Raw genomic sequence first — 25,616 nt, 5'->3', positions numbered from 1 at the left:
CACTCGGAGACACAGCTTTGAGACGTGCCAAGATCGTCGCCACACTCGGACCCGCGACCTCGACGTATGAGACCGTGCGGGCCCTCATCGATGCGGGGGTGGACGTCGCACGACTGAACCTCAGCCACGGCGACTACTCCGTCCACGACAACAACTACGCGAACGTGCGTCGCGCCGCAGAGGACGCGGGGCGAGCCGTCGCGATCCTCGTGGATCTGCAGGGCCCGAAGATCCGGCTCGGCAAGTTCGAGGGCGGCCCGTACGAGCTCGAGGTCGGGGACACCTTCAAGATCACGACCGAGGACATCATCGGCAACCGGGAGATCTCCGGCACGACGTTCAAGGGGCTGCCGCAGGACGTCAAGCCCGGGGACTTCCTCCTCATCGACGACGGAAAGGTGCGCGTCGAGGTCGTCGAGACCGACGGCACCGTCGTCACCACGCGCGTGGTCGTCGCCGGCGCCGTCTCGAACAACAAGGGCATCAACCTTCCGGGTGTCGCGGTGAACGTGCCGGCGCTCAGCGAGAAGGACGAGTCGGATCTGCGCTGGGGCCTGCGCTCCGGCGCCGACCTGATCGCCCTGTCTTTCGTGCGCAACGCGCAGGATGTCGAGCGCGTGCACGAGATCATGGCGGAGGAGGGCTTCCGCGTCCCCGTCTTCGCGAAGATCGAGAAGCCCCAGGCGGTGGACAACCTCGAGGAGATCGTGGCGGCCTTCGACGGCATCATGGTCGCCCGCGGCGACCTGGGTGTCGAGCTTCCGCTCGAGGCGGTGCCGATCGTGCAGAAGCGCGCCGTGGAGCTCGCCCGCCAGAACGCGAAGCCGGTCATCGTCGCGACTCAGATGCTGGAGTCGATGATCTCGAGTCCGGTGCCCACGCGTGCGGAGACGTCGGACGTCGCCAACGCGGTCCTGGACGGCGCGGACGCCGTGATGCTGTCCGGCGAGACCAGCGTGGGGGAGTACCCCGTCGTCGTCGTCGAGACGATGGCGCGCATCATCGAGTCCACCGAGGAGCACGGCCTGGAGCGGATCCTCCCGCTCACCAACAAGCCGCACACCCAGGGCGGGATCATCACGCTCGCCGGCGAGGAGGTCGCCGAGTTCGTCGGCGCGAAGTACATCTGCGTGTTCACCCAGTCCGGAGATTCGGCGCGGCGCATGTCCCGCCTCCGCTCCCGGATCCCGATGCTCGCCTTCACGCCGGAGCCGAGCATTCGCCGTCGCCTCGCGATCACCTGGGGGATCCGCTCGGTTCTGGTCGACGTCGTCGAGCACACGGACATGATGTTCCACCAGGTGGACGAGTACCTTCTCGGCCAGGGACTCGCCGCGGAGGGGGACAAGGTCGTCGTGATCTCCGGATCTCCTCCCGGGATCATCGGCTCGACCAACGACATCCGCGTCCATAAGGTGGGCGACGCGGTGGGCGGCGCGGCGCCGGTCTACAAAGCGCAGGCGTGATTCGTCCGGAGGGGGCGGGGCTTCGGCTCCGCCCCCTCCGTCGTCCTGCGAAGCGGCCGGCATCGCTGCGATAGGCTCGTCTGCGGGCCGGCGTGGCGGAATGGCAGACGCGGAGCACTCAAAATGCTTTGTCCGAAAGGGCGTGTGGGTTCGAGTCCCACCGCCGGCACCGACGGCGATGGGCCGCGAACCCGGCAGGGATCGCGGCCCATCGTCACGCCGCCCCTCACGGACGGGGAGCGTGCCGCCGGTGGCGGACGGTGCGATAGGCGGTGTTCACCCGTTCCCGCGACCGACGGCGAGCGGGATGACCGGTGAGGACGCGGCGCCCCCACCCGCACCCCGGCCGCCGGGGGCGAGATATCTCGCGTGCAACTGACCGCAGGCCGCGTCGATTCGGGAACCGAGCTGGCGTCGTCTGGTCGCGTGGACGCCGTGGGCGGTCAGCGTGTCGACGAACGCGTCGACATCGCGAGACGACGGCGCACGGTACTCGGGAGCGGCACCGGCCGCCTCGTTGTAGCGGATGACGCTCACATGGAACAGCTCCGGCCGCGCACGGGCGGACACCAGCTCGACCAGGGCACGGGCATGGTCCTCGCTGTCGTTGACACCGGCGATCAGCAGGTACGCGAGATAGACCTTGCGACGGCTCAGGGCGACGTGCCTATCGAGGATGTCGAGGTTCTGCGCGAGCGGGAATCGCCGCTCGAGGGGGATGATCCCCTCTCTCTGTTCCGGGAACGCCGAGTGCACCGACAGCGTGATCGTCAGCTGCGGATGCTCGGTGACCAGACGCTCCAGGTTCGGTGCGAACCCCACCGTGGACACCGTGATCCTCCGCGCCGACATGCCGGCGTACGCGCGGTCCGTCAGCAGCGTCAGCGCATCGAAGAGGTGCGGGTTCGCGAGCGCCTCGCCCATGCCCATGAAGGCCACGCTGGCCGGTCTCGGCAGCTCAGCCCGGGTCCACCAGGGATGCATCACCTGAGCGACCATCTCGTCGGCGCTGAGGTTGCGGATCAGCCCGACAGCACCGGTGGCGCAGAACGTGCATCCCAGGCCGCAGCCGGCCTGTGATGAGATGCACATCGAGTCCCAGCCGTCTCGATAGTGCGAGACCACGGTCTCGATGCGTGCGCCGCTCTCCGATGCGAACAGCACCTTCTCCACCTGTTCGTCGCGCTGGCGATCCAGGACCCGGAGGGGGTGCAGCAAGGCGCCGAACGTGTCCGTCAGCTCCTGACGCAGGCGGAGAGGGAGGGCGTGGACATCGGCGAAGGTCTCCGCGGTGGATCCCTTCCACGCGGTGACGACCTGCGCGAACCGGAACGACGGCTCGCCGGACCGTGCGAGGTGGTCGCGGATCCGCATCCAGCGGCTCCGCGTGGTCAGCGGCAGCCCCATGCTCCACCGTCCCTTCGGAGCAGGATCACGCGGGGCCGGGACAGCCCGGGAGGCGGCGTCGTTCCCGGCGCGCGTCCGTGTCGTGGGGAGGGAAGAGAGGTGCGGTCGTGCATGGCGGTGCCTTTCGTCGGCGAGAGCGGACGCCAGAGGGACTGGCAGGGCAACCGACGACGGAACCGTGAGGCGGAGCGCGCTCCGGCGCGCGACAACAGCGGGAGGATCTGCGGGCCGGTGACGCACGCGGCGGGATCGGGCCCGCCGTGCGCCGACCGGCACGGAACCGACGTCGGGCAGGCCGAACATGCCGGTGGCGATCGCAACACGCACGTATCCGGGCCTCGCGGAGCGGGCCTGTGCGCAGCAGAGAAGGGTCGATCAGGCGCGCGGGTGACACCCGCGCGACGAAGCCACCGAACGTTCGGCGGCTAGGCTCTGTCGACCTCGATCATCTCCACGGCCCCGATCCTACAGGCGTCGCGATCTCCGCGATGGCGTTCGGCGCCGCCTCCCGGCCGGGGCGCATCAGCACCGGTCATCCGCGCTCGGTGAGGATCGCGTCGTCAGGGACGGGTGAACCGGTGCATCGCGTCCTCGTCGGACGGATCCCGGTCGAGGCCCCGATGGGACCACCCGACGGCGGTGAAGAACGCGAAGGCGCCGGGATTCTCCTGGTCCACGTAGGCGACCCACGTGTCGTTCGAGGGATGTCCCGGCCACGCGAGCGCGGCGTCCAGTGCGCGGCGTCCCAGGGAGCTGCCGCGCCGCGTGGGGTCCACGGCGAGGTCCGTGATGGCGTGGGGGAGATCGGGGGCCCCGTGGTCGGCGCCGCCCCACACGATCCCGATCAGCGCCACGGGCGCACCCGTGCCGGAACCGGCACCGGGCTCCTCGACGACGAGCTCGACCCCGTCGGTCTCGGTCAGCACATGGTCCAGCCATTCCTCGTCGAGGGGACCGAGTTCGCGGTCGAGCGTCTCGTCCTCGAACCACCGCTGCGCCCACCCCCAGTCCGAGCGCCGGAACCGGCGCACCGTCAGCGGCGCGGCGGGACGGGGCGTCGGCGAGGGCGAGGAGACGGGGGAGCCGGTCATGATCGAAACCATAGCCGTATCGGCGAGGCCGCGATCCGGCCGACGCGGGGCCCGCGACCGCCGGGAGGGAGAGGCGTCCCCTAGAATGGATCCGTGACCGAGCAAGCACAGCCTGAGCAGCCCGAGACCCCGACGTCCACCGCGCCCCGCCGTGTCGTCGTCGCGGAGGACGAATCGCTGATCCGCCTCGATATCGTCGAGATCCTTCGTGACAACGGCTTCGACGTCGTCGGCGAGGCGGGAGACGGCGAGACGGCTGTCCAGCTCGCCACGGAGCTGCGCCCCGATCTCGTCATCATGGACGTCAAGATGCCCCAGCTGGACGGGATCAGCGCGGCGGAGAAGCTGCACAAGGGCAACATCGCCCCGGTCGTGCTGCTCACCGCCTTCAGCCAGAAGGAGCTCGTGGAGCGGGCGAGCGAGGCCGGCGCCCTGGCCTACGTCGTGAAGCCGTTCACCCCGAACGATCTCCTCCCCGCGATCGAGATCGCCCTGGCCCGCCACGAGCAGATCATCACCCTCGAGGCCGAGGTCGCCGACATGGTCGAGCGCTTCGAGACCCGCAAGCTGGTCGACCGCGCCAAGGGTCTCCTCAACGAGAAGATGGGCCTGAGCGAGCCCGAGGCCTTCCGTTGGATCCAGAAGGCGTCCATGGACCGCCGCCTCACCATGCAGGACGTCGCCAAGGCGATCATCGAGCAGCTCGCCCCCAAGAAGTAGGGATGGATCTCGGCGACGGACTCCGGCTCCGGCTGATCCGTCCCGGCGACGGCGTCGAGCTCGCGAAGGCCTATTCGCGAAACCGTGCGCACTTGGAGCCCTGGGATCCGGTTCGGGCTCCGGCGTTCTTCACCGCCGAGCACCAAGAGGCGCAGGTCGGGCTCACGTTGCGCGAGGCGGCCGAGGGTCGCAGCGCGAGGTTCGTCCTCCTCGACGACGGGGGACGCGTCCTCGGGCGGGTCAACCTCAACAACATCGTCCGCGGCGCGTTCCACAGCGCCGATCTCGGCTACTGGATCGACTCGTCGCTCGCAGGACGCGGCATCATGCGCCGCGCTGTCTCCCACGTCCGCGCGCATGCGCAGGAACACCTGGGGCTGCACCGGATCCAGGCCGCGACGCTGGTGCACAACGTCGGCTCCCAGCGTGTCCTGGAGGTCAACGGATTCCGGCGGATCGGCCTGGCTCCGCGCTACCTGCGGATCGCAGGGCAGTGGCAGGACCACCTGCTGTTCCAGCGCTTGCTGGAGGACTCGCGCTGACGGTGTGTGAGTTGTCCACAGAGCGCTCTCGCACCCGGGAGGCCGCCCGCCGCTCGGTGTATCGTCGGGACATGCCCGCCGCCCCCTCGAACAAGGACCTTCTGATCGAGCGTCACTCGAACGACATCGACGACCTGTACGAGCTCCTGGCTGCAGTGGACCAACGGCTGGAGGCTCACGACGCTCGTTTTGACGGGATCGACACACGTCTGGACGGGATCGACACGCGCCTGGACGGGATCGACACGCGCCTGGACGGGATCGACACCCGCCTGGACGGAATGACCGCCCAGTTGAGCGAGGTGATCGCGATCCTCAGAACGCCGTCCGGGAACGCCTAGCCACGTTCAGAGATCACGCCTCTCCCGGCACGTCCTTGATCATGTTCGTGATGCGGATGGTCGAGCAGCGGCGGCCCTGATCGTCGGTGACGACGATCTCGTGGACCGTGATGCTGCGCCCGAGGTGCACGGGCGTACAGACCCCGGTCACGACGCCGCTGGTGGCCGAGCGGGTGTGCGTGGCGTTGATGTCGACGCCGACCGCGAGACGCCCCGGGCCCGCGTGGAGGTTGGCGGCCATCGAGCCGAGCGATTCGCCGAGGACGACGTACGCGCCCCCGTGCATGAGCCCCACCGGCTGCGTGTTGCCCTCGACCGGCATCGTGGCCACGCAGCGCTCGAGCGAGAACTCCGTGAACCGCATCCCCATCTTCTCGGCGAGGGCCCCCATCCCCCGGGCCGTCGCCCACTCGAGTCCCTCGCTGGTGGCGGCGTCGGTCATTCTTCCTCCTCGGCGGGTGTCCGTGCTCCTCGTTAGGCTGGCAGGGTGACGGACTCCGCAAAGCCTACCCTCATGGTCGTGGACGGCCATTCGCTCGCCTACCGCGCGTTCTTCGCGCTCCCGGTCGAGAACTTCACGACCAAGGACAACCAGCACACCAACGCCATCTACGGCTTCCTCTCGATGCTGGTCAACCTCATCAAGGCCGAGCGGCCGACGCACATGGCGATCGCCTTCGACACGTCACGCCAGTCCTTCCGCACCGAGGAGTACGCCGAGTACAAGGCAACCCGCTCCGAGACGCCGCAGGAGTTCCGCGGTCAGATCCCGCTTCTTCAGGACTGCTTGGCCGCGATGTCGATCCCCGTCCTCACGAAGGAGCAGTTCGAGGCGGACGACATCCTCGCCACGCTGGCGACGCAGGGGGCCGAGCAGGGCTATGACGTGCTCGTGGTCTCCGGTGACAGGGACACGATCCAGCTGGTCACCGACGAGGTGACGCTGCTGTATCCCTCTGTGCAGGGGGTGTCTCAGCTCAAGCGCTACGACCCCGTCACCGTCCAGGAGCGCTACGGCGTCCGCCCGGAGCAGTATCCGGACATCGCCGCCCTGGTCGGCGAGACGAGCGACAACCTGCCCGGGGTGCCCAAAGTGGGCGAGAAGACCGCGGTCAAGTGGCTCACGCAGTTCGGCTCGCTGGACGAGCTCCTCCGCAGGGCCGACGAGATCAAGGGCGTGGTGGGTGGGAACCTCCGCGATCACATCGACGACGTCCGGCGCAACCGCCGGCTGAACCGACTGCTCCGCGACGTCGAGCTGCCGGTGGGCCCTGCGGACCTCGCGGTCACGCCGATCGATGCCCAGGCGGTGCGGGACATCTTCGCGCGCCTGGAGTTCCGGACTCTCCTCCCGCGCGTCTTCGAGGCGATGACGGACGGCGAGTCGCATGAGGACCCGGCCACGCAGGTGAGCGTGCCGGGCGCCCGCGAGGTCGACGCCGCCGTGCTCGCCGACTGGATCTCCGGGGTGAGCGGCGAGGTCGCCGTGACGCTGACCGCCGCCGCCGGCGTGCCGTCGCGCGTGGGCCTGTCCTCCGGTGACGACCTCGTGGAGACGGACTGGAGCGATGCCGTGCGGGCCTCCCTTCAGCCCTGGCTGGAATCCGACGCACCGAAGCTCTTCCACGATGCGAAGCCGCAGGTGAAGGCGCTGCGGACCGCGGGCGTCCGGCTCAGGGGCCTCGCCTACGATGCCGGGCTCGCCGGGTGGCTTCTTCGCCCCAGCTTCCCGGACAAGACTCTCGCGGACCTCGTGGACCGCTACCTGGGCGAGAAGCTGCCCGTCGCGGATCCGAGCCAGCTCGTCCCGGAGACCGAGGGCGCCACGCCCGCGCAGCTGTCGTGGTTCACCCAGCGCGTCATCGCCGCCCTGCGTGAGGACCTTCCCGAGGACGTCGATCGGGTGCTGCGGGAGATCGAGCTGCCCACGCTGCTGGCGCTGGCGGACATGGAACTGGCCGGTGTCTCGGTCTCCCACGACAAGCTGTCGTCGTTCTCGAAGGAGCTCGGGGAGCGGGCCGACCGCATCGCCCAGGAGGCCTTCGGGATCATCGGGCGGGAGGTGAACCTGGGTTCGCCGAAGCAGTTGCAGGAGGTGCTCTTCGAGGACCTCCAGCTCCCGAAGACCCGCAAGACGAAGACCGGCTACTCCACGGACGCGGCGGTCCTCGCCGACCTGCAGGAGGTGAACCCCCACCCGTTCCTGGGCTTGCTCCTGCAGCATCGCGAGGCCACGAAGCTGCGCCAGATCATCGAGTCGCTGGACACCGCGATCCGTGAGGATCGGCGGATCCACACCACCTACGTGCAGACCGGGAGCCAGACGGGCCGCCTGTCGAGCACGGACCCGAACCTGCAGAACATCCCGGTGCGCACCGAGGAGTCACGCCGGATCCGCGCCGCGTTCGAAGTGGGCGACGGGTTCGAGTCTCTGCTCACCGCGGACTACTCGCAGATCGAGATGCGGATCATGGCGCACCTCTCCGGCGACGAGGGGCTCATCGAGGCGTTCAACTCCGGCGAGGATCTGCATCGTTTCGTCGGCGCGCGTGTCTTCGGCGTCGATCCGCAGGATGTGACCGCCGCGATGCGCACCAAAGTCAAGGCGATGTCCTACGGCCTCGTGTACGGTCTGAGCGCGTTCGGGCTGTCCAAGCAGCTGCGCATCGAGCAGGCCGAGGCCAAGCAGCTCATGCTCGAGTACTTCGCCCGTTTCGGCGCGGTCCGCGACTACCTTCGCGCGTCGGTGATGGCGGCGAAGGAGGTCGGGTACACGGAGACGATCTTCGGCCGCCGCCGTCCCTTCCCTGACCTCTCCAGCCCCAACCGCGTCCTGCGCGAGAACGCCGAGCGCGCCGCCCTCAACGCGCCCATCCAGGGCAGCGCCGCCGACATCATGAAGATCGCACTGTTCCGGATCCACGCGGATCTTCTCGACCGTGGACTCGGATCCCGCGTGCTCCTGCAGATCCACGACGAACTGGTGGTCGAGGTCGCGCCGGGGGAGTGGAACGCGGTCGAGGAGATCGTGCGCGACCGCATGAGCGGCGCTGCGACGCTGTCGGTACCCCTCGACGTGCAGGTCGGACGCGGAGCGGATTGGAACGAGGCCGCGCACTGACCGGCGCTACGCTCGTGTCCATGACGGAACAGACACCCGCCCCGCGCACCCCTTCGGCCATCGACCAGGTGGCCGAGAAGTGGGTGGACACGCTCGTCGAGCTCTCGCCGACCCTGGCGACCTACATCGGCCGCAACGAGGCCAACGGCCGGCTGGACGATCTGAGCCCCGACGGTCACGCGCACACGATCGAACAGATCCGGCGCGCCCTCGACGAGCTCGATGCCCTGGAGCCTACGGACCACGTGGACGAGGTCACGAAAGCGGACCTGAGCGCCGAACTGCGCCTCGAACTCGAGTTCGACGCCGCCCGGTGGCACCTGCGCGACCTCAACGTCATCGCGTCGGCCGCGCAGGACTTCCGTCAGGCGTTCGACCTCATGCCGACGGCCACGGCGGATGACTGGGCGGTGATCGCCGAGCGTCTGTCCGCCGTTCCCGAAGCGCTCGGCGGATATGTGGCGACCCTGCGTGAAGGGATCGCGCAGCGCGTCGTCCCCGCACGTCGACAGGTCGTCGAGGTGGCCACCCAGATCGCCCGCTACACGGCCGACGACGGCTTCTTCGCGGGCTTCGTCGCCGAAGCGGCGCCCGAGACCGGGCAGCTTCCGGCGTCCCTCGCCCGTGAGCTGGGGGAGAGCTCGGCCGCCGCGCGCGTGGCCTACGACGAGCTGCGCACGTTCCTCACGACGGAGCTCGCACCGGTCGCGGCAGACGATGACGCCGTCGGCCGGGAGCTGTACGCGCTCGCGTCCCGGAGGTTCCTGGGGGCCACGGTCGACCTGGACGAGACCTACGAATGGGGGCGCGAGGAGCTCGATCGGATGATCGCCGAGCAGACGGCGATCGCGCACGAGATCCTGCCCGGCGCGACCGTGGAGGAGGCCGTCGCGCACCTCGAGGCGGATCCCGCGCGCAAGCTCGTCGGCACCGAGGCTCTGCAGCGCTGGATGCAGGAGACGAGCGACCGGGCGATCGCCGAGCTCGGGGCGACGCACTTCGACATCCCGGAGCAGATCCGACGGCTGGAGTGCATGATCGCGCCGACTCAGGAGGGCGGCATCTACTACACCGGTCCGACGGACGACTTCTCCCGTCCGGGCCGCATGTGGTGGTCCGTCCCCGAGGGCGTCACCGAGTTCGACACCTGGCGCGAGCTCACCACGGTCTACCACGAGGGCGTTCCCGGCCATCATCTGCAGATCGCGCAGGCGACCTACAATCGCGCCGATCTGAACACCTGGCGCCGGGTGCTCGCGGGCACCTCCGGCCACGCGGAGGGCTGGGCGCTGTACGCCGAGCGGCTCATGGAGCAGCTCGGCTACCTCGACGATCCGGCCGATCGGCTGGGCATGCTGGACGGACAGCGAATGCGGGCCCTGCGCGTGGTCCTCGACATCGGCGTCCACCTGCGCAAGCCCCGTCTGGACGGCGAGGGGGTCTGGGACCACGACTACGCCCTCGACATGATGCGCCGGAACGTGAACATGTCGGACGAGTTCCGGCAGTTCGAGGTGAACCGCTACCTCGGCTGGCCCGGGCAGGCGCCCTCTTACAAAGTCGGCCAGCGCATCTGGGAGCAGGTCCGCGATCACGTCAAGGCGGCCGAGGGCGACGCGTTCGACATCAAGGCGTTCCACAAGCGGGCGCTCGACATCGGTGGGGTCGGCCTCGACACCCTGCGCTCGGTCTTCGACGCGGGGTGAGCCGATGCGTTCCCGCTGCCAGGACTCACCGCCGGCAGCGGGAATGCGCGGGCCCTTCCCGAGGTTTATGCACCTGAATAGGAAGGGCGATCCATGGACGCGAAGGACATCGAGTTCGGGCTGGACACGTTCGGAGACGTGAGCCGCACACCCGAGGGGGAGCTGCTCACCGCTGCGGAGACCATCCGCAACATCGTCGCCGAGGCCGAGCTCGCTGACGCCGTCGGCGTGGACTTCTTCGGCATCGGGGAGCATCATCGCCCCGAGTTCGCGGTGTCGTCGCCCGAGATGGTGCTGGCCTCGATCGCCGCCCGGACCTCCCGGATCCGCCTCGGCACCGCCGTCACCGTGCTCTCGTCGGACGACCCCGTCCGCGTTTACGAACGCTTCGCCACACTCGACGCGCTGTCGGACGGGCGTGCAGAAGTGGTCCTGGGCCGGGGATCGTTCGTGGAGTCCTTTCCGTTGTTCGGTTACGACCTGCGTGACTACGACACCCTGTTCGAGGAGAAGCTGGCGCTGTTCGTCGAGCTCCTCAAGGAGGAGCCGGTGACCTGGTCGGGGACGATGCGCGCCCCGCTGGAGAACGCCGATGTGCACCCCAAGACCGCGAACGGGCTGCGCACCTGGGTGGGCGTGGGCGGCAGCCCGGAGTCCGTGGTCCGGGTCGCGCGTCATGGCCTCGGTCTGATGCTGGCGATCATCGGCGGGCCGGCGGCGAGGTTCCGCCCGTTCGTCGACCTGTACCACCGCTCCGTGCGCAGCTTCGGCACGACAGAGCACCCCGTCTCGGTGCATTCGCCCGGTCACATCGCGGACACGGACGACGAGGCCTGGGACACCGCGTACCCCGGCTTCGAAGAGATGCGCAACACCATCGGGGCGGAACGCGGCTGGGGTCCGTACAGCAGGGCGCAGTTCCAGCAGGAGGTGGGTCCCGCAGGCGCGGTCTACAGCGGCTCTCCGGATCGCGTCGCGCGGAAGATCGCGGACACGATCACGACGCTGGGGATCGGTCGGTTCGACCTCAAGTACGCCACGGGGACGCTCTCGCACGAGGCAATGATGCGCAGCATCGAGCTCTACGGGACCGAGGTCATCCCTCGGGTCCGGCGTCTACTCGCGGACGCTTGATCGGGCGCGGACGGCGCCCAGCGACCGGCACCGCGCGCATCCTCAGGCTCCTCCCACGCCGTAGGCTGAGAGGATGACCGCCGTCCGCTATGTCGCCATCGGAGACTCCTTCAGCGAGGGGGTGGGCGACGAGCTGCCGGACGGCCGCGTGCGCGGCTGGGCGGATCTCGTCGCGCAGGGATGGGCGGATCAGATCGGCGCACCGATCTCCTATGCGAACCTCGCGATCCGCGGAAAGCTCGCGTGGCCCGTCGTGGAGGAGCAGCTGGAGCCGGCGCTGGCGCTGGGACCCACGCATCTGTCGTTCAATGCCGGCGGCAACGACATGCTCCGTCCCCGGACGGACGTCGAGCACATCGCGGACGCGTTCACCCGCGTGCTGCGCCGATGCGACGAGACAGGGACGACGCTGATCGTCCTGTCCGGAGCCAATCCGTCGGGGCAGTTGCCGATGGGGGACCTGATCCAGCGCCGCGGGGACGAGCTCTCCGCGGCGGTCCTCCGGAGGATCCAGGATCGCCCGGACGTGATCCGCGCTCTGAACTGGCCGGATCGGGAGCTCAGCGCGTCGCAGTACTGGGCCGACGACCGCCTGCACATGAACGCGTACGGCCATCACCGCGTGGCCGCACGCGTCCTGGAGGCGCTGGGGCTCGAACCGCCGGAGTCCTGGTGGCGCCCCTCGGAGGCCGCGGCGCGCGCGGCGATGACGTCCTGGCAGTACTACCGGGCGCACGTCGGCCCGTGGATCGGTCGTCGCCTCACCGGGCGGTCCTCCGGCGACGGCCGCCCGCCCAAGCATCCTGCCTGGGTGGAGGTCACGCCGCGCGGCCGCACGGATGCGGCGTGACCGGCCGGTTCGCCGGTCGACGACTCCCGCGCAGGATCACCCAGCTCGTCGTCGGCCTGTTCCTCTACGGGATCGGCATCGCGTTTATCGTCCGCGCCGGCCTCGGCGCCGCACCGTGGGACGTGCTCAGCCAGGGGCTTTCGCATCACGTGCCGCTGACGTTCGGCGCCATCACGATCCTCGTCAGCATCGTCGTCCTCCTGCTGTGGATCCCGATCCGCCAGCGCCCGGGGGTCGGCACCCTGCTCAACGCGCTCCTGGTGGGGCCCGCCGCGGACGTCGGGTTCCTGGTGATCCCCGTCGCGGAGGATCTGTGGGTGCAGATCCTCCTGTTCCTCGTCGGTCTGCTGGTGCTGGCGGCGGCCACCGGGCTCTACATCGGTGCGCATTTCGGTCCCGGGCCCCGAGACGGGCTGATGACCGGGCTGCACCGTCGCACGGGGTGGCCGATCTGGATCGTGCGCACCGGCATCGAGGTGGTCGTGGTCGCGATCGGCTGGATCCTCGGCGGCACGGTGGGCGCCGGGACGGTGGCGTTCGCGCTGCTCGTCGGTCCGCTCTGCCAGCTCTTCCTCCGCATCTTCACGGTGCGGCTCGCCGGGGGAGTGCCCGGTACGGATGCGGCGCCCGGCACGCCCCGGCCCGCCTGACGCCCTTCCCGCCGACCGCCGCGGCGCTGATCGTGTGTCCCGGCGGACGACGCACCGGATGCGGTCCGTCGGAGCGAGGTCCCTCCGTACGGCGACTGCCGCGACGCTACCCCCACCGGGCCGGGGGAGTGAACGCCGAGGATGTACAGTGGCGCAGTGCAGATCCGCTCGTCGCGCACCCGCATCCGCCCGCGGGTGCGGCCACGCCGCACGCTCCAGCCGGCGCAGATCGTGGTCATCGGCTTCGCCACGGCGATCGCCGTCGGGACCGTCCTGCTCATGCTGCCGTTCTCGAAGCGCGGGCCGGGCGGCGCCGACCTCGTGGATGCACTGTTCACGGCGACCTCCGCGGTGTGCGTCACCGGGCTGACCACGGTGGATACGGCGACCTACTGGACGCCGTTCGGACAGGTGGTCATCATCGCCCTGATCCAGTTCGGTGGTCTCGGCATCATGATCTGCGCCTCGTTGATCGGTCTCGTCCTCGCGCGGAAGCTGTCGGTCCGCGCACGCGTGAACACGGCGTCGGAGACGAAGGCCACGGGTTTCGCCGACATCCGCGGTCTCGTGCGCGGCATCGTCACGATCACGGTGAGCATCGAGGCGACCGTCGCCGTGCTTCTGTGGCTGCGGTTCGTCTGGGGCTACGGATACGGCGCGGGGGAGGCACTGGGGCATGCCGCGTTCCTGTCCGTGTCCTCGTTCAACAACGCCGGGTTCGCGCTGTTCAGTGACAACCTCATGAGCTTCGTCTCGGACCCGTTCATCTGTCTCCCGCTCGCGGGGGCGATCATCCTGGGCGGTCTCGGCTTCCCGGTGATCATGCAGCTGCGCAAGGAGTTCCGCCGGCCACTGCACTGGACGATGAACACCAAACTGGTGGTCTCCGGAACCGTCGTCCTGCTCGTGCTCGGAACGGTGTACCTCGGGGCGATCGAATGGACGAACCCGCGGACGCTGGGCTCTCTCGACCCGGGCGCACGGGTCCTCGCCGCGTTCTTCCAGTCCGTCCAGACTCGCACCGCCGGCTTCAACTCCATCGACATCGGAGCCATGCACGATGCGAGCTGGCTCGGGATGGATGTGCTCATGTTCATCGGGGGAGGGCCGGCGGGAACGGCGGGCGGCATCAAGATCACCACGTTCGCGGTGCTGTTCTTCATCATGCTGACGGAGCTCCGCGGCGACCCGGCGGTGAACATCTTCGGCAAAAGGCTCAGCCGCGCGGTTCATCGTCAGGCGATCACGGTCGTCCTCATCGCCGTGGCCGCGGTCATCGCGGGAACCGCCGCGCTGCTTCTCATCACCGGCATGGATCTCGACCGGGTGCTGTTCGAGTCGGTGTCCGCGTTCGGCACGGTCGGGCTCTCGACCGGGATCACCGCGGACCTTCCCGCCGCGGCGAAGCTGATCCTCGTGCTGCTCATGTTCCTCGGACGCCTCGGCCCCCTGACGCTCGGAACGGCGATCGCGTTGCGCGAGCGTCGCGTGCTCTACGAACTCCCCAAGGAAAGGCCCGCCATTGGCTAAGTTCTCGCTCTTCGCATCCGGTGCGCCCCGGCGCATCGCGGAAGCCGACTCGGTCGCCGTGATCGGCCTCGGACGATTCGGCAGCGCCCTGGCGCTCGAGCTGATGGGCGGCGGGACCGAGGTCCTCGGCGTCGATCTGTCGGAAGACCTGGTGCAGGCGCACAACGGTGAGCTGACCCAGGTCGTCCGCGCGGATGCGACGAGGGAGGAGGCGCTCCGCCAGCTGGCGATCGACGAGTTCGACCGCGTCGTGGTGGCGATCGGCGACGACGTGTCCGCGTCCATCCTCACGTGCTCGGTGCTGCTCAGCATGGGAATCCCGGTGATCTGGGCGAAGGCGGTCGACGATCGGCACGGACTGATCCTGGAGCAGCTCGGCGTGCACCACGTGATCTACCCGGAGAAGGACATGGGGCGCCGGGTGGCCCACCTGGTCCGCGGCGCGGCGCTCGACTTCATCGAGGTCGCTCCGGGGTACGCCCTCGTGAAGACCGCGGCACCATCGCTTCTGCATGGCCGACGCCTCGGGGACACCGGGGTCCGGGCGTCGCACGGGATCACGGTGGCGGCCTTCCAGCACGGAGAAGAGCCGTGGCGGAACGCCGACAACGCGACCGTGCTCGTCGACGGTGACACGATCCTCGTCGTGGGGCCGACGGAGAAGGCGGAGCAGTTCGCCCAGCTCCCGTAGTGCTCCGGCCGGTCAGCCCGCGATCACGGCGGCGGTCACCCGGCGGCGGTGCAGCTGCCACTCCCGCAGCGTCAGCGCGACGATGAACAGGTCGAACACGGTCAGCGCGAGCATCCACCAGCTGAAGTGGACGGCGAGTTCGTAGCACTGATATGCGATGAAGACCCCCAGGGCGACGATCATCCACGGGTAGGCCCAGAGCTTCTCCCGAAGCAGCGCCCAGACGAGGACCACCTTGATGATCCCGTGCAGGAGCAGGTACACCGCGGCGAACACGGTGGCCTTCGTGTCCAGCGCATCCGCCAGATGAACGAACCACTGCCACAGGGGCGAGTGCTCATGCCCGACGACCAGGTGAGCCGTGAGCCCGGTCCACCACGTGCGCACCCACACGGGATCGATGAACAGCAGGGCGATCCCGCCCACCAGCTCGAGGACGCCGTTGATCCCTTTGAGAATGATGCTGACCTCGAACACCCGGTCGAGCACGCGATGTTGCGGGGAGACCTTCATAGCGCGATGGTATCGACCCCGGTGACGACCCCGTACGTGCCTGTCGGATAGGGTTCCGGGGTGCCCGACATCGAGATGACCGCTCTTCCGGCCGGCAGGGTGGAGCTGCACGACCAGCGTCGACGCCGTCGATGGACGGTGGATCTGGAGTCCTTCGAGATCGGCACGTTCCCGGTGACCGAGGAACAGCTGGGCGAGTTCCTCGGGATCGTCGCCCAGCATCCGCGACGCCCCGCGGTCGATGTGCCCTGGCTGCGCGCGATTCGCTTCTGCAACGCCGCGTCAGAGTGGGAGGGGCTCGAGCCCGCGTATCGCTTCGACGGCGACAGCGTGCACTGGGACGTGTCGGCCGACGGTTTCCGCCTGCCGACCGAGGCCGAGTGGGAGTACGCCTGCCGTGCGGGTTCCGTCGGGCCGCACCACGGTCCGCTCGTCGACGTCGCCTGGACGGCCCGCGACGGAGTCCGGACGCCGCAGGACGTGGGCGGGAGGATGCCCAACGTCTTCGGCCTCTTCGACACGCTCGGAAACGTGTGGGAATGGTGCTGGGATCTCCTCGATCCGGCGCGATACGACGACTATCGCGTGTTCCGCGGGGGAGGGTTCGCCGACGAGGCCTGGAGCGTGCGGGCGTCCACCCGGCGGGGAGGGGCACCGCGCATGCATCATGAGGACGTAGGGTTCCGCGTCGCCCGAGGCGGGTTCGACGGCGAGGGCGAAGCTCAGGGCTGGTCGGCGCGCGCCGACCGGGAACGTGCCGAGACCTCCGGCACGCTGCCGATGGGGTGGACCCCACGCCGCTGACGCCCTGGCGTCGAGGCTGCGGTCAGCGGGCCGTCCGCTCCGGCAGGCGCCCCATGATCTGGCGGCCTGGCGTCAGGACGCCCAGACGTCGCCACCCGGATCGGACGTACAGGCGCACCGCGGGATCCGACGGCTCGTCGATGGTGCTCAGCAGACACGGCCGATCGACGCCCCGGAGAAGAGCGTCGTGCAGCGCCTGGCCGAGGCCGTGCCGGCGTCGCTCGGGTGCGACGCCGAGCTCGACGAACTCGAAGTGCCTGCCGAGCCACGTCGCCGCGAGATCGGTCCAGTACTGACCTCGATAACCGATATATCGCCAAGCGAAGCCTGTGACCGCGGAGCCGTCCGTCGCGCTCACCAGGCGGAAACCGTCGCGGCGCGCATGCCGTCGGAGCGTTTCCTCGACCCAGACCGAGTAGTCCGGCGCGTTGCCGAAGACCGTGCGGTAGCAGTCCCATATGGATCGCGCGTGCCGCTCCGTCGGCGCCGCCGTCGTGACATGGATCCGCCGTCCGGGGGCGTCCGGCTCAGCATGCGCCATGTGCGTCCTTTCGAAGCAGGGGAGAAGCGCCCCTTCGGCGTCTTATGTCGTTCGGGGCTGCGCTCGGACATCCGTCGCATAGAGGCGAGCGTTCGGAAGCTGTAGACGCCGAGCTCACGGCGGGGCAGTGGCGCGCAGCGGCCGCGAACCGTTCGCGGCCGGGCCACAGACCATCCCGCGTCAGAGGAGCGGTCTCCTGACCCTTGGTGGCGTGAATGCGAACTCCCGAACGGCGAACCCGCTAGGGAAGCAGCTCATCGACGAGGACGCTCACGCGGGCGCGGATCTCGTCGCGGATCGAGCGGACGGCGTCGATGTTCTGCCCGGCGGGATCGTCAAGCTCCCAGTCCTCGTAGCGTTTGCCGGGGAAGACCGGGCAGGCGTCGCCGCAGCCCATCGTGATCACGACGTCGGCCTGTCTTACCGCGTCGACGGTGAGCAGCTTCGGCGCGTTCGCGGTGATGTCGATGCCTTCCTCTGCCATGGCTTGGATGGCGACCGGATTGATCTGGTCTTTGGGCTCGGATCCGGCGGAGCGGACATCGACGCGTTCGCCGGCAAGGTGCTGCAGGTAGCCGGCGGCCATCTGAGAGCGGCCGGCGTTGTGGACGCAGACGAACAGGACGGTGGGTGTGGACATGGGGTTCCTTCGTTCCGGCAGGCGAGGGGAGTGGTCAGGGGGTGCTGTCGCGGGGAGGCGCGGCCATGGGGCTGATCTGGGTCATGAGCAGCAGGATCCGGCGGTGGTGTCGCTGGTGGAGCAGACCCCGGTCGCGGGAAGGGCGAGAGCGACTCGGGACGCGGCGGCCAGGTCGCCGTCGATCCAGGCGGTGACGGAGCGGACCTGCTCGTAGCCGGTAGCGAGCAGGAACGTGGGGGCGCGGCCGTAGGACTTCATCCCGACGATGAAAAACCCCGGCTCCGGGTGCGTGAGCTCTCGGAACCCGTGTGGCTCGACCGTGCCGCAGGAGTGGACGTTCGGGTCGATCAGCGGCGCCAGCTGGCGCGGGGCTTCGACGATGTCGTCCAGGTCGATCCGGACTTCGCGCAGCATGTGCAGGTCGGGACGGAACCCGGTCGCGTTCACCACGAGATCTGCGTCCAGAAGTGCTGACTCCCCGCGGCGGGTGCCGATCAGGCGGATTCCGTCACCCTGGGATTCGACGCGGGAGATCTCGAACGAATCGACCACAGTCACGAGACCTGAGGCGATGAGGCGCTCGGTGCGGGTGCCGAGCTTCGCCCGGTCCGGCAGCTCGTCATCGGGAGACGAGGACACGCGGATCGCGGAGGGGTTGCGGATCGCCCAGGTCACCCCGGTGCCCGGCTCCTCGCGGGCGAGTTTCCCGAGCGCGATGAGCGTATTCGCCGCCGAATGCCCCGCCCCGACCACGACCGTGTGCCGACCGGCGAACCGTGCTCGGTCCGCGCCGAGGACATCGGGGAGCGCATGCAGGACCCCGTCGGAGACCATGTCGAAGCCAAGCGGGGCGAGCCCGGACGAGGCGAGCGGATTCGGGGACGTGTAGGTGCCGGACGCGTCGATCACCGCCCGGGCCGTCGCCTCGGTGATCTGTCCGTTCTGGTGCTGGATGCGCAGCAGGAACGGGGCCTGCGCGCGCCCCGCGGTGCGGGTGCGGTCCATGCCCTCCCGCGACACGGCGACCACCCGGGCGCCGAACTGGATCCGCGACCCGATCTCGGGAAGATCCGCGAGCGGGATCAGGTAGTCGTCGACGAGTTCCTGCCCGGTCGGGGCGCGCCCCTCCGCGGCCGGCATCACCCAACCCGTCGCCTCCAGCAGCCGGCGAGACGCGGGGTCGACGAGGTGCTTCCAGGGGGAGAACAGGCGGGTGTGGCCCCAGAGCTGGATCGAGTGTGCGATCCGGTCGCCGGCTTCGAGGATCGTGAAATCGATGCCCCGCTCGGCCAAGTTCGCCGCCGCGGCGAGCCCGATCGGGCCCGCGCCGATGATCACGACCGGCAGCGTCGCCAGCCGATCCGAGACCGCGACTCTCGGGGTCAGATCCAGCATCGTCACCATCAGAACCTCCACATATCGATGAACGTCGATGCAAGTATGACCGCATCTATCGACGAGTGTCAATATCGATTAGTATCGATGCATGGTCACGATGCTCGAAGTCACCGACGTCACCGCGACGACCGCGTGCTGCGCGCCGCTCGTGAAGGAACCGCTCGGCCAAGAGGACGCTGAGCAGCTTGCCGCGCGACTGAAGGCGCTCGCGGATCCGGCCCGGCTGCGGTTGCTGTCGATCGTCGCATCGAGCGAGGGCCAGGAAGCGTGCGTGTGCGACCTGATCGACCCGGTCGGGCTTTCCCAGCCGACCGTGTCCCATCACCTCAAGGTCCTCATGACCGCGGGCTTCCTCACGCGGTCCCAGCGGGGGACCTGGGCGTATTACCGGCTGGTGTCGGACGCGCTGGACGGTGTGACGCGCATGCTGGAGACCACCTGACATCAGCTCTCGCATGAAGTGCGAATGATTCGCTCGTTTCGCGAACGGGGCGCAAGTCGCTTCCAAGAATCCCAGATCAACGGATAAATACCGGCGGAATTCGACAGGGCGCTAACCCACCCGACGGAGTCCTAGATCTCATCGTGCATGCTGCGTTTCAGGGCTGGAGTAGGGAAGTTGCAGCGGGTGTCGTGTTCGCAGCCGGCGAGAACAAGCCATTTTCAACCTGACATAATGTGCATTATCGGAGATTCGGCCATCGAGGTGCGCCGGCTCGAAGGGGCCGTGTTCTCAGAGGCGGCGCGGCCACACGCGACGGACGGGTCCTCAGGTCCAGCGAGGGCAAACCGCGTGTGACGGCGATCTCCGTCAGCGCCGTCAACAACAGCCTTCCGACGTGACATCAGCGGACGCTCCGCCGACGATGACAGACTGGTGCGCATGCCGCGCCGCCTGCGAATCCCTGGACTCGCCAATGCCCGAGATCTCGGGGGCCTCGACCGCGCCGATGGGACGATCACCCCCGCGGGCGTCTTCGTGCGCACCGAGGCACTTGATCGCCTGGATGATGCAGGCTGGGCAGCGCTTCACGCGCACGGCGTGCGGACGGTGATCGATCTGCGACGCCCCGATGAGCACACCGCGTATGTCCCGTCGAGGATGAACCACCTCCGTGTGGACCTCGACGGGGACGACGCCGCCTTCTGGAGGACTTACGAAGAAGACGGGCGTTGGGGCACGCCGCTCTACTACCTCGACCACCTCCGGACGCTTCCGGACAGGCTCGCCACTGTCCTGAACGCGATCGCGACCGCCGATGACGGCGCCGTGCTCTTCCACTGTGCGGCCGGCTGGGACCGGACCGGCCTCGTCGCCGCGGTGCTGCTTCGAGCCCTCGATGTCACGGCGGATGCGGCCGGCTCGGATTACCTCGGCTCCTTCGACAACGCCGACGCCATGGCGGCCCTCCACGGGCGCCCGTTCCACGCGGATGAACGTCGCGAGGTCCTCCGCCGGTTCGGCCACACCGCAGGCTCCGCGTTCCGTGAGATGTACGAGAACCTGGACCTCGACGCCTGGTTCGCCCGTGGACATCTCGCGCCAGAGTCGCGGATCGCGATCGAGACCTGGCGAGGCTCCGTCCCCGGGCGCTGACCGACACCCGCGAGAGGCGTGCTTCCCTGCTTCCGTCAGTGGGCTCGCTGGCGCGCGGCTTCGTAGAGCAGGAGGGACGCCGCGTTGGCGGCGTTGAGCGAGCTCGCCGAGCCGCGCATGGGAATCCGGACCGTCACGTCCGCTGCCTCGCGCCAGCCCCGGGCGAGCCCCGTCGTCTCGTTGCCGATCAGCACGAGGGTCGGCCCGGTCAGATCGTGGTCCCAGATGTCGACGTCGCCGTCTTCGTCGGTCGCGACGAGAGTCACCGGTGTGCCCGATGCCCGAGCCTGCGCGACCCAGTCCATGACCGCGCCGTGAGCCGGCGCGCGCACCACCGGCGTCGCGAACAGGGAGCCCGTCGACGCGCGGACGGACTTCGGATCGTACGGGTCGGCCGCGTGACCCGACACCACGAGGCCGTGGCCGCCGAACGCGTCCATGGACCGCAGGATGGCGCCGATGTTCCCCGGCTGCGTCGGACGGTCGAACACCATGCCGAGGAAGGCCTCCGGCACGGGGATCCGGCTCAGGGTGTCGTCCGGCATCGTCACGATGGCGACCAGTTCGCTCGCGCCGGCCTCCTTCCCGGAGAGCTCCGCGAGCAGCTCCCCGCTCATCCGGATCACCTCGCCCGCGTGCCCCAGAGCCTCCGACGCCCATTCCGACAGGGGACGGTCCCCATCGCGGATGAGCGTCTCGATCGTCCAGCCGTGAGCGATGGCCTGGCTGATCGGCCGGACGCCCTGGACGACGAAGCGCCGCTCGCGCAGGCGCCGGCTGCGATTGTGCACCAGCGCCTCGATGAGCTGGAACCGTGCGTTGCGCACCGTGATCCGGAGATCGCCCATTCGTCGTCAGGCTCCCACGTAAGAGGCCAGGTGCTCCCCCGTCAGCGTCGACCGGGTCGCGACGATCTCGGCGGGTGTCCCTTCGAACACGACCTTGCCGCCGTCGTGACCGGCACCGGGGCCGAGATCGATGATCCAGTCGGCGTGCGCCATGACCGCCTGGTGGTGCTCGATCACGATCACGGACTTGCCCGCGTCCACGAGGCGGTCCAGCAGCCCGAGCATGTTCTCGACGTCCGCGAGGTGCAGGCCCGTGGTCGGCTCGTCCAGGACGTAGACGTCGGCGCCGTCTACCATCTGGATCGCGAGCTTGAGCCGCTGCCGTTCCCCGCCGGAGAGCGTCGAGAGCGGCTGCCCGAGCGTCACGTAGCCCAGCCCCACGTCGGCCAGGCGCTCCAGCATGGACGAGACGGCAGGGATCCGTGCCTCTCCCCCGCCGAAGAACTCCTTCGCCTCCGTCACGGGCATCTCCAGCACCTCGGTGATGTCCTTGCCTGCGAGCTTGTAGTCGAGCACCGCCGCCTGGAAGCGCTTTCCGCCGCAGTCCTCACACGGCGACTCGACCGTGTCCATGAAACCGAGCTCCGTGACGATCACACCGGCCCCCTTGCACGTGGGGCACGCGCCTTCGGAGTTCGCGCTGAACAGCGCCGGCTTGACGCCGTTCGCCTTCGCGAACGCCTTGCGGATCGGCTCCAGCATGCCCGTGTACGTCGCGGGATTGCTCCGCCGGGATCCCCGGATCGCGCTCTGGTCGACCGACACGACGCCCTCCCGCGTGGCGACGGAGCCGTGGATGAGCGAGCTCTTGCCCGAGCCGGCCACGCCCGTCACGACCGTGAGGACCCCGAGAGGCACGTCGACGTCCACGTCCTGCAGGTTGTTCTCGTTCGCTCCGCGGATCTCCAGGACGCTCACAGGGGCACGGACCTCCGCCTTGAGCGCGGCACGATCGTCCAGATGGCGGCCGGTGAGGGTCCCGCTCCGACGCAGCCCGTCCACGGTGCCCTCGAAGCAGATGGTCCCTCCCGCATTGCCCGCTCCCGGGCCGAGATCGACGACGTGGTCCGCGATCGCGATCGTCTCCGGCTTGTGCTCGACGACGAGGACCGTGTTCCCCTTGTCGCGCAGCTGCTCGAGGAGACCGTTCATCCGCTGGATGTCGTGCGGATGAAGACCGATCGTCGGCTCGTCGAAGACGTAGGTGACGTCGGTGAGGGACGACCCGAGATGCCGCAGCAGCTTGATCCGCTGCGCCTCTCCCCCGGACAGGGTTCCCGACGGCCGATCCAGGCTGAGATATCCCAGACCGAGTGTGACGAAGGCGTCGAGGTTCGCGCTCAGAGCGGACAGAAGCGGTCCGGCCTCCGGCATGTCGAGCCCGCGGACCCAGGCGGCGAGATCGGTGACCTGCATGCGGCACGCGTCGGCGATGCTGATGCCCTCGATCTTCGACGAGCGCGCGCCCTCGGTGAGCCGGGTCCCCTCGCACTCCGGGCACGTGGTGAACGTCGCGACCCGCTCGACGAAGGCCCGGATGTGTGGCTGGAGCGCGTCGAGGTCCTTGGAGAGCATGGACTTGGTGATCTTCGGGATCAGTCCCTCGTACGTCATGTTGATCCCCGAGATCTTGACCTTCGTCACCTCGCCGTAGAGGAAGAGGTGCCGCTGCTTCTCGGTGAACTCCGCGATCGGCTTGTCGGCGGGGTAGAAGCCCGACTGGGAGAAGCCCTTCACCATCCAGCCGTCGGCGGTGTAGCCCGGCACCATGATCGCGCCCTCGTCGAGGGACTTCGACTCGTCGACGACCTGCGACAGGTCGATGTCGGAGACCGCTCCCCTGCCCTCGCAGCGCGGGCACATCCCGCCCAGGTAGATCGCATCCTTGACGATCTTCTTCTCCCCGCCGGGGCCCGTCATGACGCCGCTGGCCCTCTGCGTCGGGATGTTGAAGGAGAACGCGGTCGGACCGCCGATGTGCGGCTCCCCCAGCTTCGAGAACAGGATCCGGAGCATGGCGTTCGCGTCCGTCACCGTGCCCACGGTGGAGCGCGGGTTCGCGCCGAGCCGTTCCTGATCCACGATGATCGCGGTCGTCAGCCCCTCCAGCACGTCGACGTCCGGGCGCGGCACCGAGGGCATGAAGCCCTGCAGGAAGGCGCTGTAGGTCTCATCGATCATGCGCCGGGACTCGGCGGCGATCGTGTCGAAGACCAGCGAGCTCTTCCCCGATCCGGACACCCCGGTGAACACGGTGAGACGACGCTTGGGAAGGTCGACGTCGACGTCCTTCAGGTTGTTCTCCCGGGCGCCGCGCACCCGGATGGTGTCGTGCGAATCAGCGATGTGCTCGTCGCGCATCCTCGTCCTCTCCTCGGTGATGACGCCGGTCAGGCGGTCTGCTGCAGACGCACCATGTTGCCCGCAGGGTCGCGGAACGCGCAATCGCGGATTCCGTAGGGCTGATCGATGGGCTCCTGGACGACGTCGGCCCCCTTCGCCTCGATCTCGGCGAAGGCGGCGTCCACGTCGTCCGTCGCGAGGACGATCCCGCCCCAGCTCCCCTTCGCCATGAGCTCGAGGACGGTGCGCCGCTCGTCGTCGGTGATGCCGGGATCGACGGCCGGCGGATGCAGGACGATGGCGGTGTCCGGCTGGCCGATCGGGCCCACCGTCACCCAGCGCATCTCCTGATAGCCGACGTCCTTGCGGACCTCGAACCCGAGCACGTCGCGGTAGAAGGCCAGGGACTCCTCGGCATCGGTGTGCGGAAGGAAGCTGGCGTTGATCGTGATGTCCATGCCGCTGACGCTACCCATCGGCGCGCACGCTCGCTTCTCGATTCCTGATCGGTCGGGTCGCCTGCTTCTCCATCCACGACGGGATCCCCGCGCCGAGGCCCGGATCGCTCCGATAGGCGCGCGGCGACACCCCCACCAGTTCCGAGAACCGGGTGCTGAACGTCCCCAGCGACTGGAATCCGACCGCGAAGCACGCGTCGGTCACCGACACATCGCCACGCCGCAGCAGTGCCATCGCCCGCTCGATACGTCGGGTCATCAGGTACGAATACGGCGGCTCGCCGTAGACCGCCTTGAACAGGCGGGTGAGGTGACCTGCGGACATGTGCGCACCGCGCGCCAAGGCCTCCACATCGAGCGGCCGGGCGTACTCCCGGTCGATCCTGTCGCGGACCCTGCGCAGGGCGACGAGGTCGCGCAGTCGGTCTCTGTCGGAGCTCGGCGGCATGGGGAAATCCTCGCACGCGCTGCGGACATCCGCCGGAATCGGCGGGCGCCGTCGGCAGGTCCTCTCCCCCGCGACGGATCGCGGCGCTACGCTGAGCCTCATCCCTCACAGGATCTTCTCAGAAAGGGGTCCACCACATGTCCGACGCACTTTCGGATGCGAAGAGCCTCGTGCGTTCGCTCCGCGTCTTCCTGGCCGTCTCGGGCGTCATCGCCCTCCTGTCCGGCCTCATCCTGCTGATCTGGCCGGGCAAGTCCGCGGTGATCGTGACGGGCATCGTCGCCGCCTACCTGATCGTGGGAGGCCTGGTCTACATCGGGCTGGGCATCTTCTCGGCGGGCAAGGGCGGGTGGGCGCGGATCGGCCACATCCTGCTCGGCGTCCTCTATATCGTGGCGGGCGTCATCGCCTTCTCGAACCTCGCCGCCGCGACCACCGCCCTCGCCCTGGTGGTCGCCATCTTCATCGGTGTGAGCTGGATCTTCGACGGCATCGTGTCCCTGTCGCTCCTGGGCACCGACGGCACCAAGGTGTGGACGCTGCTGTATGCGCTGCTGAGCATCGCGGCGGGCGTCGTCGTGCTGTTCTCGCCGTTGTTCGCGGCGGTGGTGCTGTGGTGGGTCCTCGGGATCTCCCTCGTCGCGATCGGTCTGGTGCAGATCATCCGCGCGATCACGATCGGCAAGGACGCGAAGGACGTCTCCGCGGCCCTGCGCGACGAGTCGGTCTGATCGCGCTGGCGACGAGAGAGGGGCATCACCGCGCGGTGATGCCCCT

The 25,616-nt window shown here is 68.9% G+C and carries 26 protein-coding genes and 1 tRNA gene; 16 read left to right on the top strand and 11 right to left on the bottom strand.

All coding sequences use genetic code 11. From position 1 onward, the window contains the following. Positions 1-17 precede the first annotated feature (17 nt). Both pyk and V6R91_RS17595 read left to right on the top strand, forming a co-directional pair. Complete coding sequence (pyk, locus tag V6R91_RS17600; RefSeq protein ID WP_336396261.1) at positions 18-1,466, top strand: pyruvate kinase; 1,449 nt, start codon at positions 18-20, stop codon at positions 1,464-1,466. Positions 1,467-1,552: 86 nt separating this feature from the next. Beyond that, positions 1,553-1,635, top strand: a tRNA-Leu gene (locus V6R91_RS17595). Positions 1,636-1,742: 107 nt separating this feature from the next. Here the strand turns inward: V6R91_RS17595 and V6R91_RS17590 are convergent. Together V6R91_RS17590 and V6R91_RS17585 are read right to left on the bottom strand one after the other, a co-directional pair. After that, positions 1,743-2,873 carry a radical SAM protein gene (locus V6R91_RS17590; RefSeq protein ID WP_336396260.1) on the bottom strand — a complete coding sequence of 377 codons (1,131 nt, stop codon included), beginning with the start codon at positions 2,871-2,873 and terminating at the stop codon, positions 1,743-1,745. Positions 2,874-3,433: 560 nt separating this feature from the next. Further along, positions 3,434-3,964: a GNAT family N-acetyltransferase gene (locus V6R91_RS17585; protein ID WP_336396259.1), complete on the bottom strand. Its 531-nt coding sequence runs from the start codon at positions 3,962-3,964 to the stop codon at positions 3,434-3,436. A 93-nt stretch (positions 3,965-4,057) separates the two neighbouring features. Between V6R91_RS17585 and V6R91_RS17580 the strand changes: the two genes are divergently transcribed. From V6R91_RS17580 to V6R91_RS17570, 3 genes are all read left to right on the top strand, one after another. Next, entirely contained in the window at positions 4,058-4,684 is a 627-nt protein-coding gene (locus V6R91_RS17580; protein WP_067243365.1) for an ANTAR domain-containing response regulator, read from the top strand. A 2-nt stretch (positions 4,685-4,686) separates the two neighbouring features. Next, positions 4,687-5,226: a GNAT family N-acetyltransferase gene (locus tag V6R91_RS17575; RefSeq protein ID WP_271060846.1), complete on the top strand. Its 540-nt coding sequence runs from the start codon at positions 4,687-4,689 to the stop codon at positions 5,224-5,226. 71 nt (positions 5,227-5,297) lie between these two features. Then, the gene (locus tag V6R91_RS17570) at positions 5,298-5,567 is read left to right on the top strand and encodes a hypothetical protein (protein WP_336396258.1); all 270 of its coding nucleotides are present in this window, start codon (positions 5,298-5,300) and stop codon (positions 5,565-5,567) included. A 13-nt stretch (positions 5,568-5,580) separates the two neighbouring features. On the opposite strand, the gene V6R91_RS17565 is transcribed toward V6R91_RS17570, so the two are convergent. Further along, positions 5,581-6,009 carry a hotdog fold thioesterase gene (locus V6R91_RS17565; RefSeq protein WP_219084703.1) on the bottom strand — a complete coding sequence of 143 codons (429 nt, stop codon included), beginning with the start codon at positions 6,007-6,009 and terminating at the stop codon, positions 5,581-5,583. A 45-nt stretch (positions 6,010-6,054) separates the two neighbouring features. Here V6R91_RS17565 and polA point away from each other — a divergent pair, with 45 nt between their 5' ends. The 7 genes from polA (at position 6,055) to V6R91_RS17530 (ending at position 15,249) form a co-directional block, all read left to right on the top strand. After that, on the top strand, positions 6,055-8,688 hold the full coding sequence (gene polA / locus V6R91_RS17560) for a DNA polymerase I (RefSeq protein WP_336396257.1): 2,634 nt from the start codon (positions 6,055-6,057) through the stop codon (positions 8,686-8,688). A gap of 20 nt (positions 8,689-8,708) precedes the next feature. Next, positions 8,709-10,394, top strand: coding sequence for a DUF885 domain-containing protein (locus V6R91_RS17555; protein ID WP_336396256.1), 1,686 nt, complete (start codon positions 8,709-8,711; stop codon positions 10,392-10,394). 93 nt (positions 10,395-10,487) lie between these two features. Continuing rightward, positions 10,488-11,528 carry an LLM class flavin-dependent oxidoreductase gene (locus tag V6R91_RS17550; RefSeq protein ID WP_336396255.1) on the top strand — a complete coding sequence of 347 codons (1,041 nt, stop codon included), beginning with the start codon at positions 10,488-10,490 and terminating at the stop codon, positions 11,526-11,528. Between the two features lie 73 nt (positions 11,529-11,601). Further along, the gene (locus V6R91_RS17545; RefSeq protein ID WP_271063055.1) at positions 11,602-12,378 is read left to right on the top strand and encodes an SGNH/GDSL hydrolase family protein; all 777 of its coding nucleotides are present in this window, start codon (positions 11,602-11,604) and stop codon (positions 12,376-12,378) included. Further along, complete coding sequence (yczE, locus tag V6R91_RS17540) at positions 12,375-13,028, top strand: membrane protein YczE (RefSeq protein WP_336396254.1); 654 nt, start codon at positions 12,375-12,377, stop codon at positions 13,026-13,028. The genes V6R91_RS17545 and yczE overlap by 4 nt, the downstream gene beginning before the upstream one ends. Positions 13,029-13,169: 141 nt before the next feature. Then, positions 13,170-14,558, top strand: a complete 1,389-nt coding sequence (locus V6R91_RS17535) for a TrkH family potassium uptake protein (RefSeq protein WP_336396253.1) — start codon at positions 13,170-13,172, stop codon at positions 14,556-14,558. Further along, a complete protein-coding gene (locus V6R91_RS17530; RefSeq protein ID WP_336396252.1) occupies positions 14,551-15,249 on the top strand; it encodes a potassium channel family protein in 699 nt (232 codons plus the stop codon). Before V6R91_RS17535 ends, V6R91_RS17530 begins: the two co-directional genes overlap by 8 nt. Before the next feature lie 12 nt (positions 15,250-15,261). Here the strand turns inward: V6R91_RS17530 and V6R91_RS17525 are convergent, their stop codons facing one another. Continuing rightward, on the bottom strand, positions 15,262-15,762 hold the full coding sequence (locus tag V6R91_RS17525) for a DUF2127 domain-containing protein (protein WP_336396251.1): 501 nt from the start codon (positions 15,760-15,762) through the stop codon (positions 15,262-15,264). A gap of 75 nt (positions 15,763-15,837) precedes the next feature. Between V6R91_RS17525 and V6R91_RS17520 the strand changes: the two genes are divergently transcribed. After that, positions 15,838-16,566 (top strand): formylglycine-generating enzyme family protein, encoded by a 729-nt coding sequence (locus V6R91_RS17520; RefSeq protein WP_442928153.1) that lies wholly within the window; start codon positions 15,838-15,840, stop codon positions 16,564-16,566. Positions 16,567-16,588: 22 nt separating this feature from the next. Here the strand turns inward: V6R91_RS17520 and V6R91_RS17515 are convergent, their stop codons facing one another. The 3 genes from V6R91_RS17515 to V6R91_RS17505 all read right to left on the bottom strand — a co-directional run bounded on the left by V6R91_RS17515 (position 16,589) and on the right by V6R91_RS17505 (position 19,214). Then, a complete protein-coding gene (locus tag V6R91_RS17515) occupies positions 16,589-17,107 on the bottom strand; it encodes a GNAT family N-acetyltransferase (RefSeq protein ID WP_336396249.1) in 519 nt (172 codons plus the stop codon). 241 nt (positions 17,108-17,348) lie between these two features. Continuing rightward, positions 17,349-17,747, bottom strand: a complete 399-nt coding sequence (locus V6R91_RS17510; protein ID WP_271062065.1) for an arsenate reductase ArsC — start codon at positions 17,745-17,747, stop codon at positions 17,349-17,351. An 81-nt stretch (positions 17,748-17,828) separates the two neighbouring features. Next, complete coding sequence (locus V6R91_RS17505; protein WP_336396248.1) at positions 17,829-19,214, bottom strand: FAD-dependent oxidoreductase; 1,386 nt, start codon at positions 19,212-19,214, stop codon at positions 17,829-17,831. Positions 19,215-19,233: 19 nt separating this feature from the next. Here V6R91_RS17505 and V6R91_RS17500 point away from each other — a divergent pair, with 19 nt between their 5' ends. Further along, the gene (locus V6R91_RS17500) at positions 19,234-19,587 is read left to right on the top strand and encodes an ArsR/SmtB family transcription factor (protein WP_231820775.1); all 354 of its coding nucleotides are present in this window, start codon (positions 19,234-19,236) and stop codon (positions 19,585-19,587) included. A 516-nt stretch (positions 19,588-20,103) separates the two neighbouring features. Beyond that, entirely contained in the window at positions 20,104-20,742 is a 639-nt protein-coding gene (locus V6R91_RS17495) for a tyrosine-protein phosphatase (RefSeq protein ID WP_336396372.1), read from the top strand. A 35-nt stretch (positions 20,743-20,777) separates the two neighbouring features. Here V6R91_RS17495 and V6R91_RS17490 read toward each other — a convergent pair whose 3' ends face one another. Genes V6R91_RS17490 through V6R91_RS17475 form a run of 4 tightly spaced genes read right to left on the bottom strand, consistent with a single transcriptional unit; the run spans position 20,778 to position 24,839 of the window. After that, the gene (locus tag V6R91_RS17490) at positions 20,778-21,590 is read right to left on the bottom strand and encodes a TrmH family RNA methyltransferase (protein WP_336396247.1); all 813 of its coding nucleotides are present in this window, start codon (positions 21,588-21,590) and stop codon (positions 20,778-20,780) included. Positions 21,591-21,596: 6 nt separating this feature from the next. Further along, on the bottom strand, positions 21,597-23,951 hold the full coding sequence (locus V6R91_RS17485) for an excinuclease ABC subunit UvrA (protein WP_336396246.1): 2,355 nt from the start codon (positions 23,949-23,951) through the stop codon (positions 21,597-21,599). Between the two features lie 29 nt (positions 23,952-23,980). Next, positions 23,981-24,391, bottom strand: coding sequence for a VOC family protein (locus tag V6R91_RS17480; protein WP_271062056.1), 411 nt, complete (start codon positions 24,389-24,391; stop codon positions 23,981-23,983). Positions 24,392-24,401: 10 nt separating this feature from the next. Next, positions 24,402-24,839: a helix-turn-helix transcriptional regulator gene (locus tag V6R91_RS17475; protein ID WP_336396245.1), complete on the bottom strand. Its 438-nt coding sequence runs from the start codon at positions 24,837-24,839 to the stop codon at positions 24,402-24,404. 137 nt (positions 24,840-24,976) lie between these two features. Here V6R91_RS17475 and V6R91_RS17470 point away from each other — a divergent pair, with 137 nt between their 5' ends. After that, complete coding sequence (locus V6R91_RS17470; protein ID WP_271062054.1) at positions 24,977-25,570, top strand: HdeD family acid-resistance protein; 594 nt, start codon at positions 24,977-24,979, stop codon at positions 25,568-25,570. The last annotated feature ends 46 nt before the right edge of the window (positions 25,571-25,616 follow it).

This window comes from Microbacterium sp. CCNWLW41 (assembly GCF_037083505.1).
This window is presented reverse-complemented; position numbering and strand designations above follow the sequence as displayed.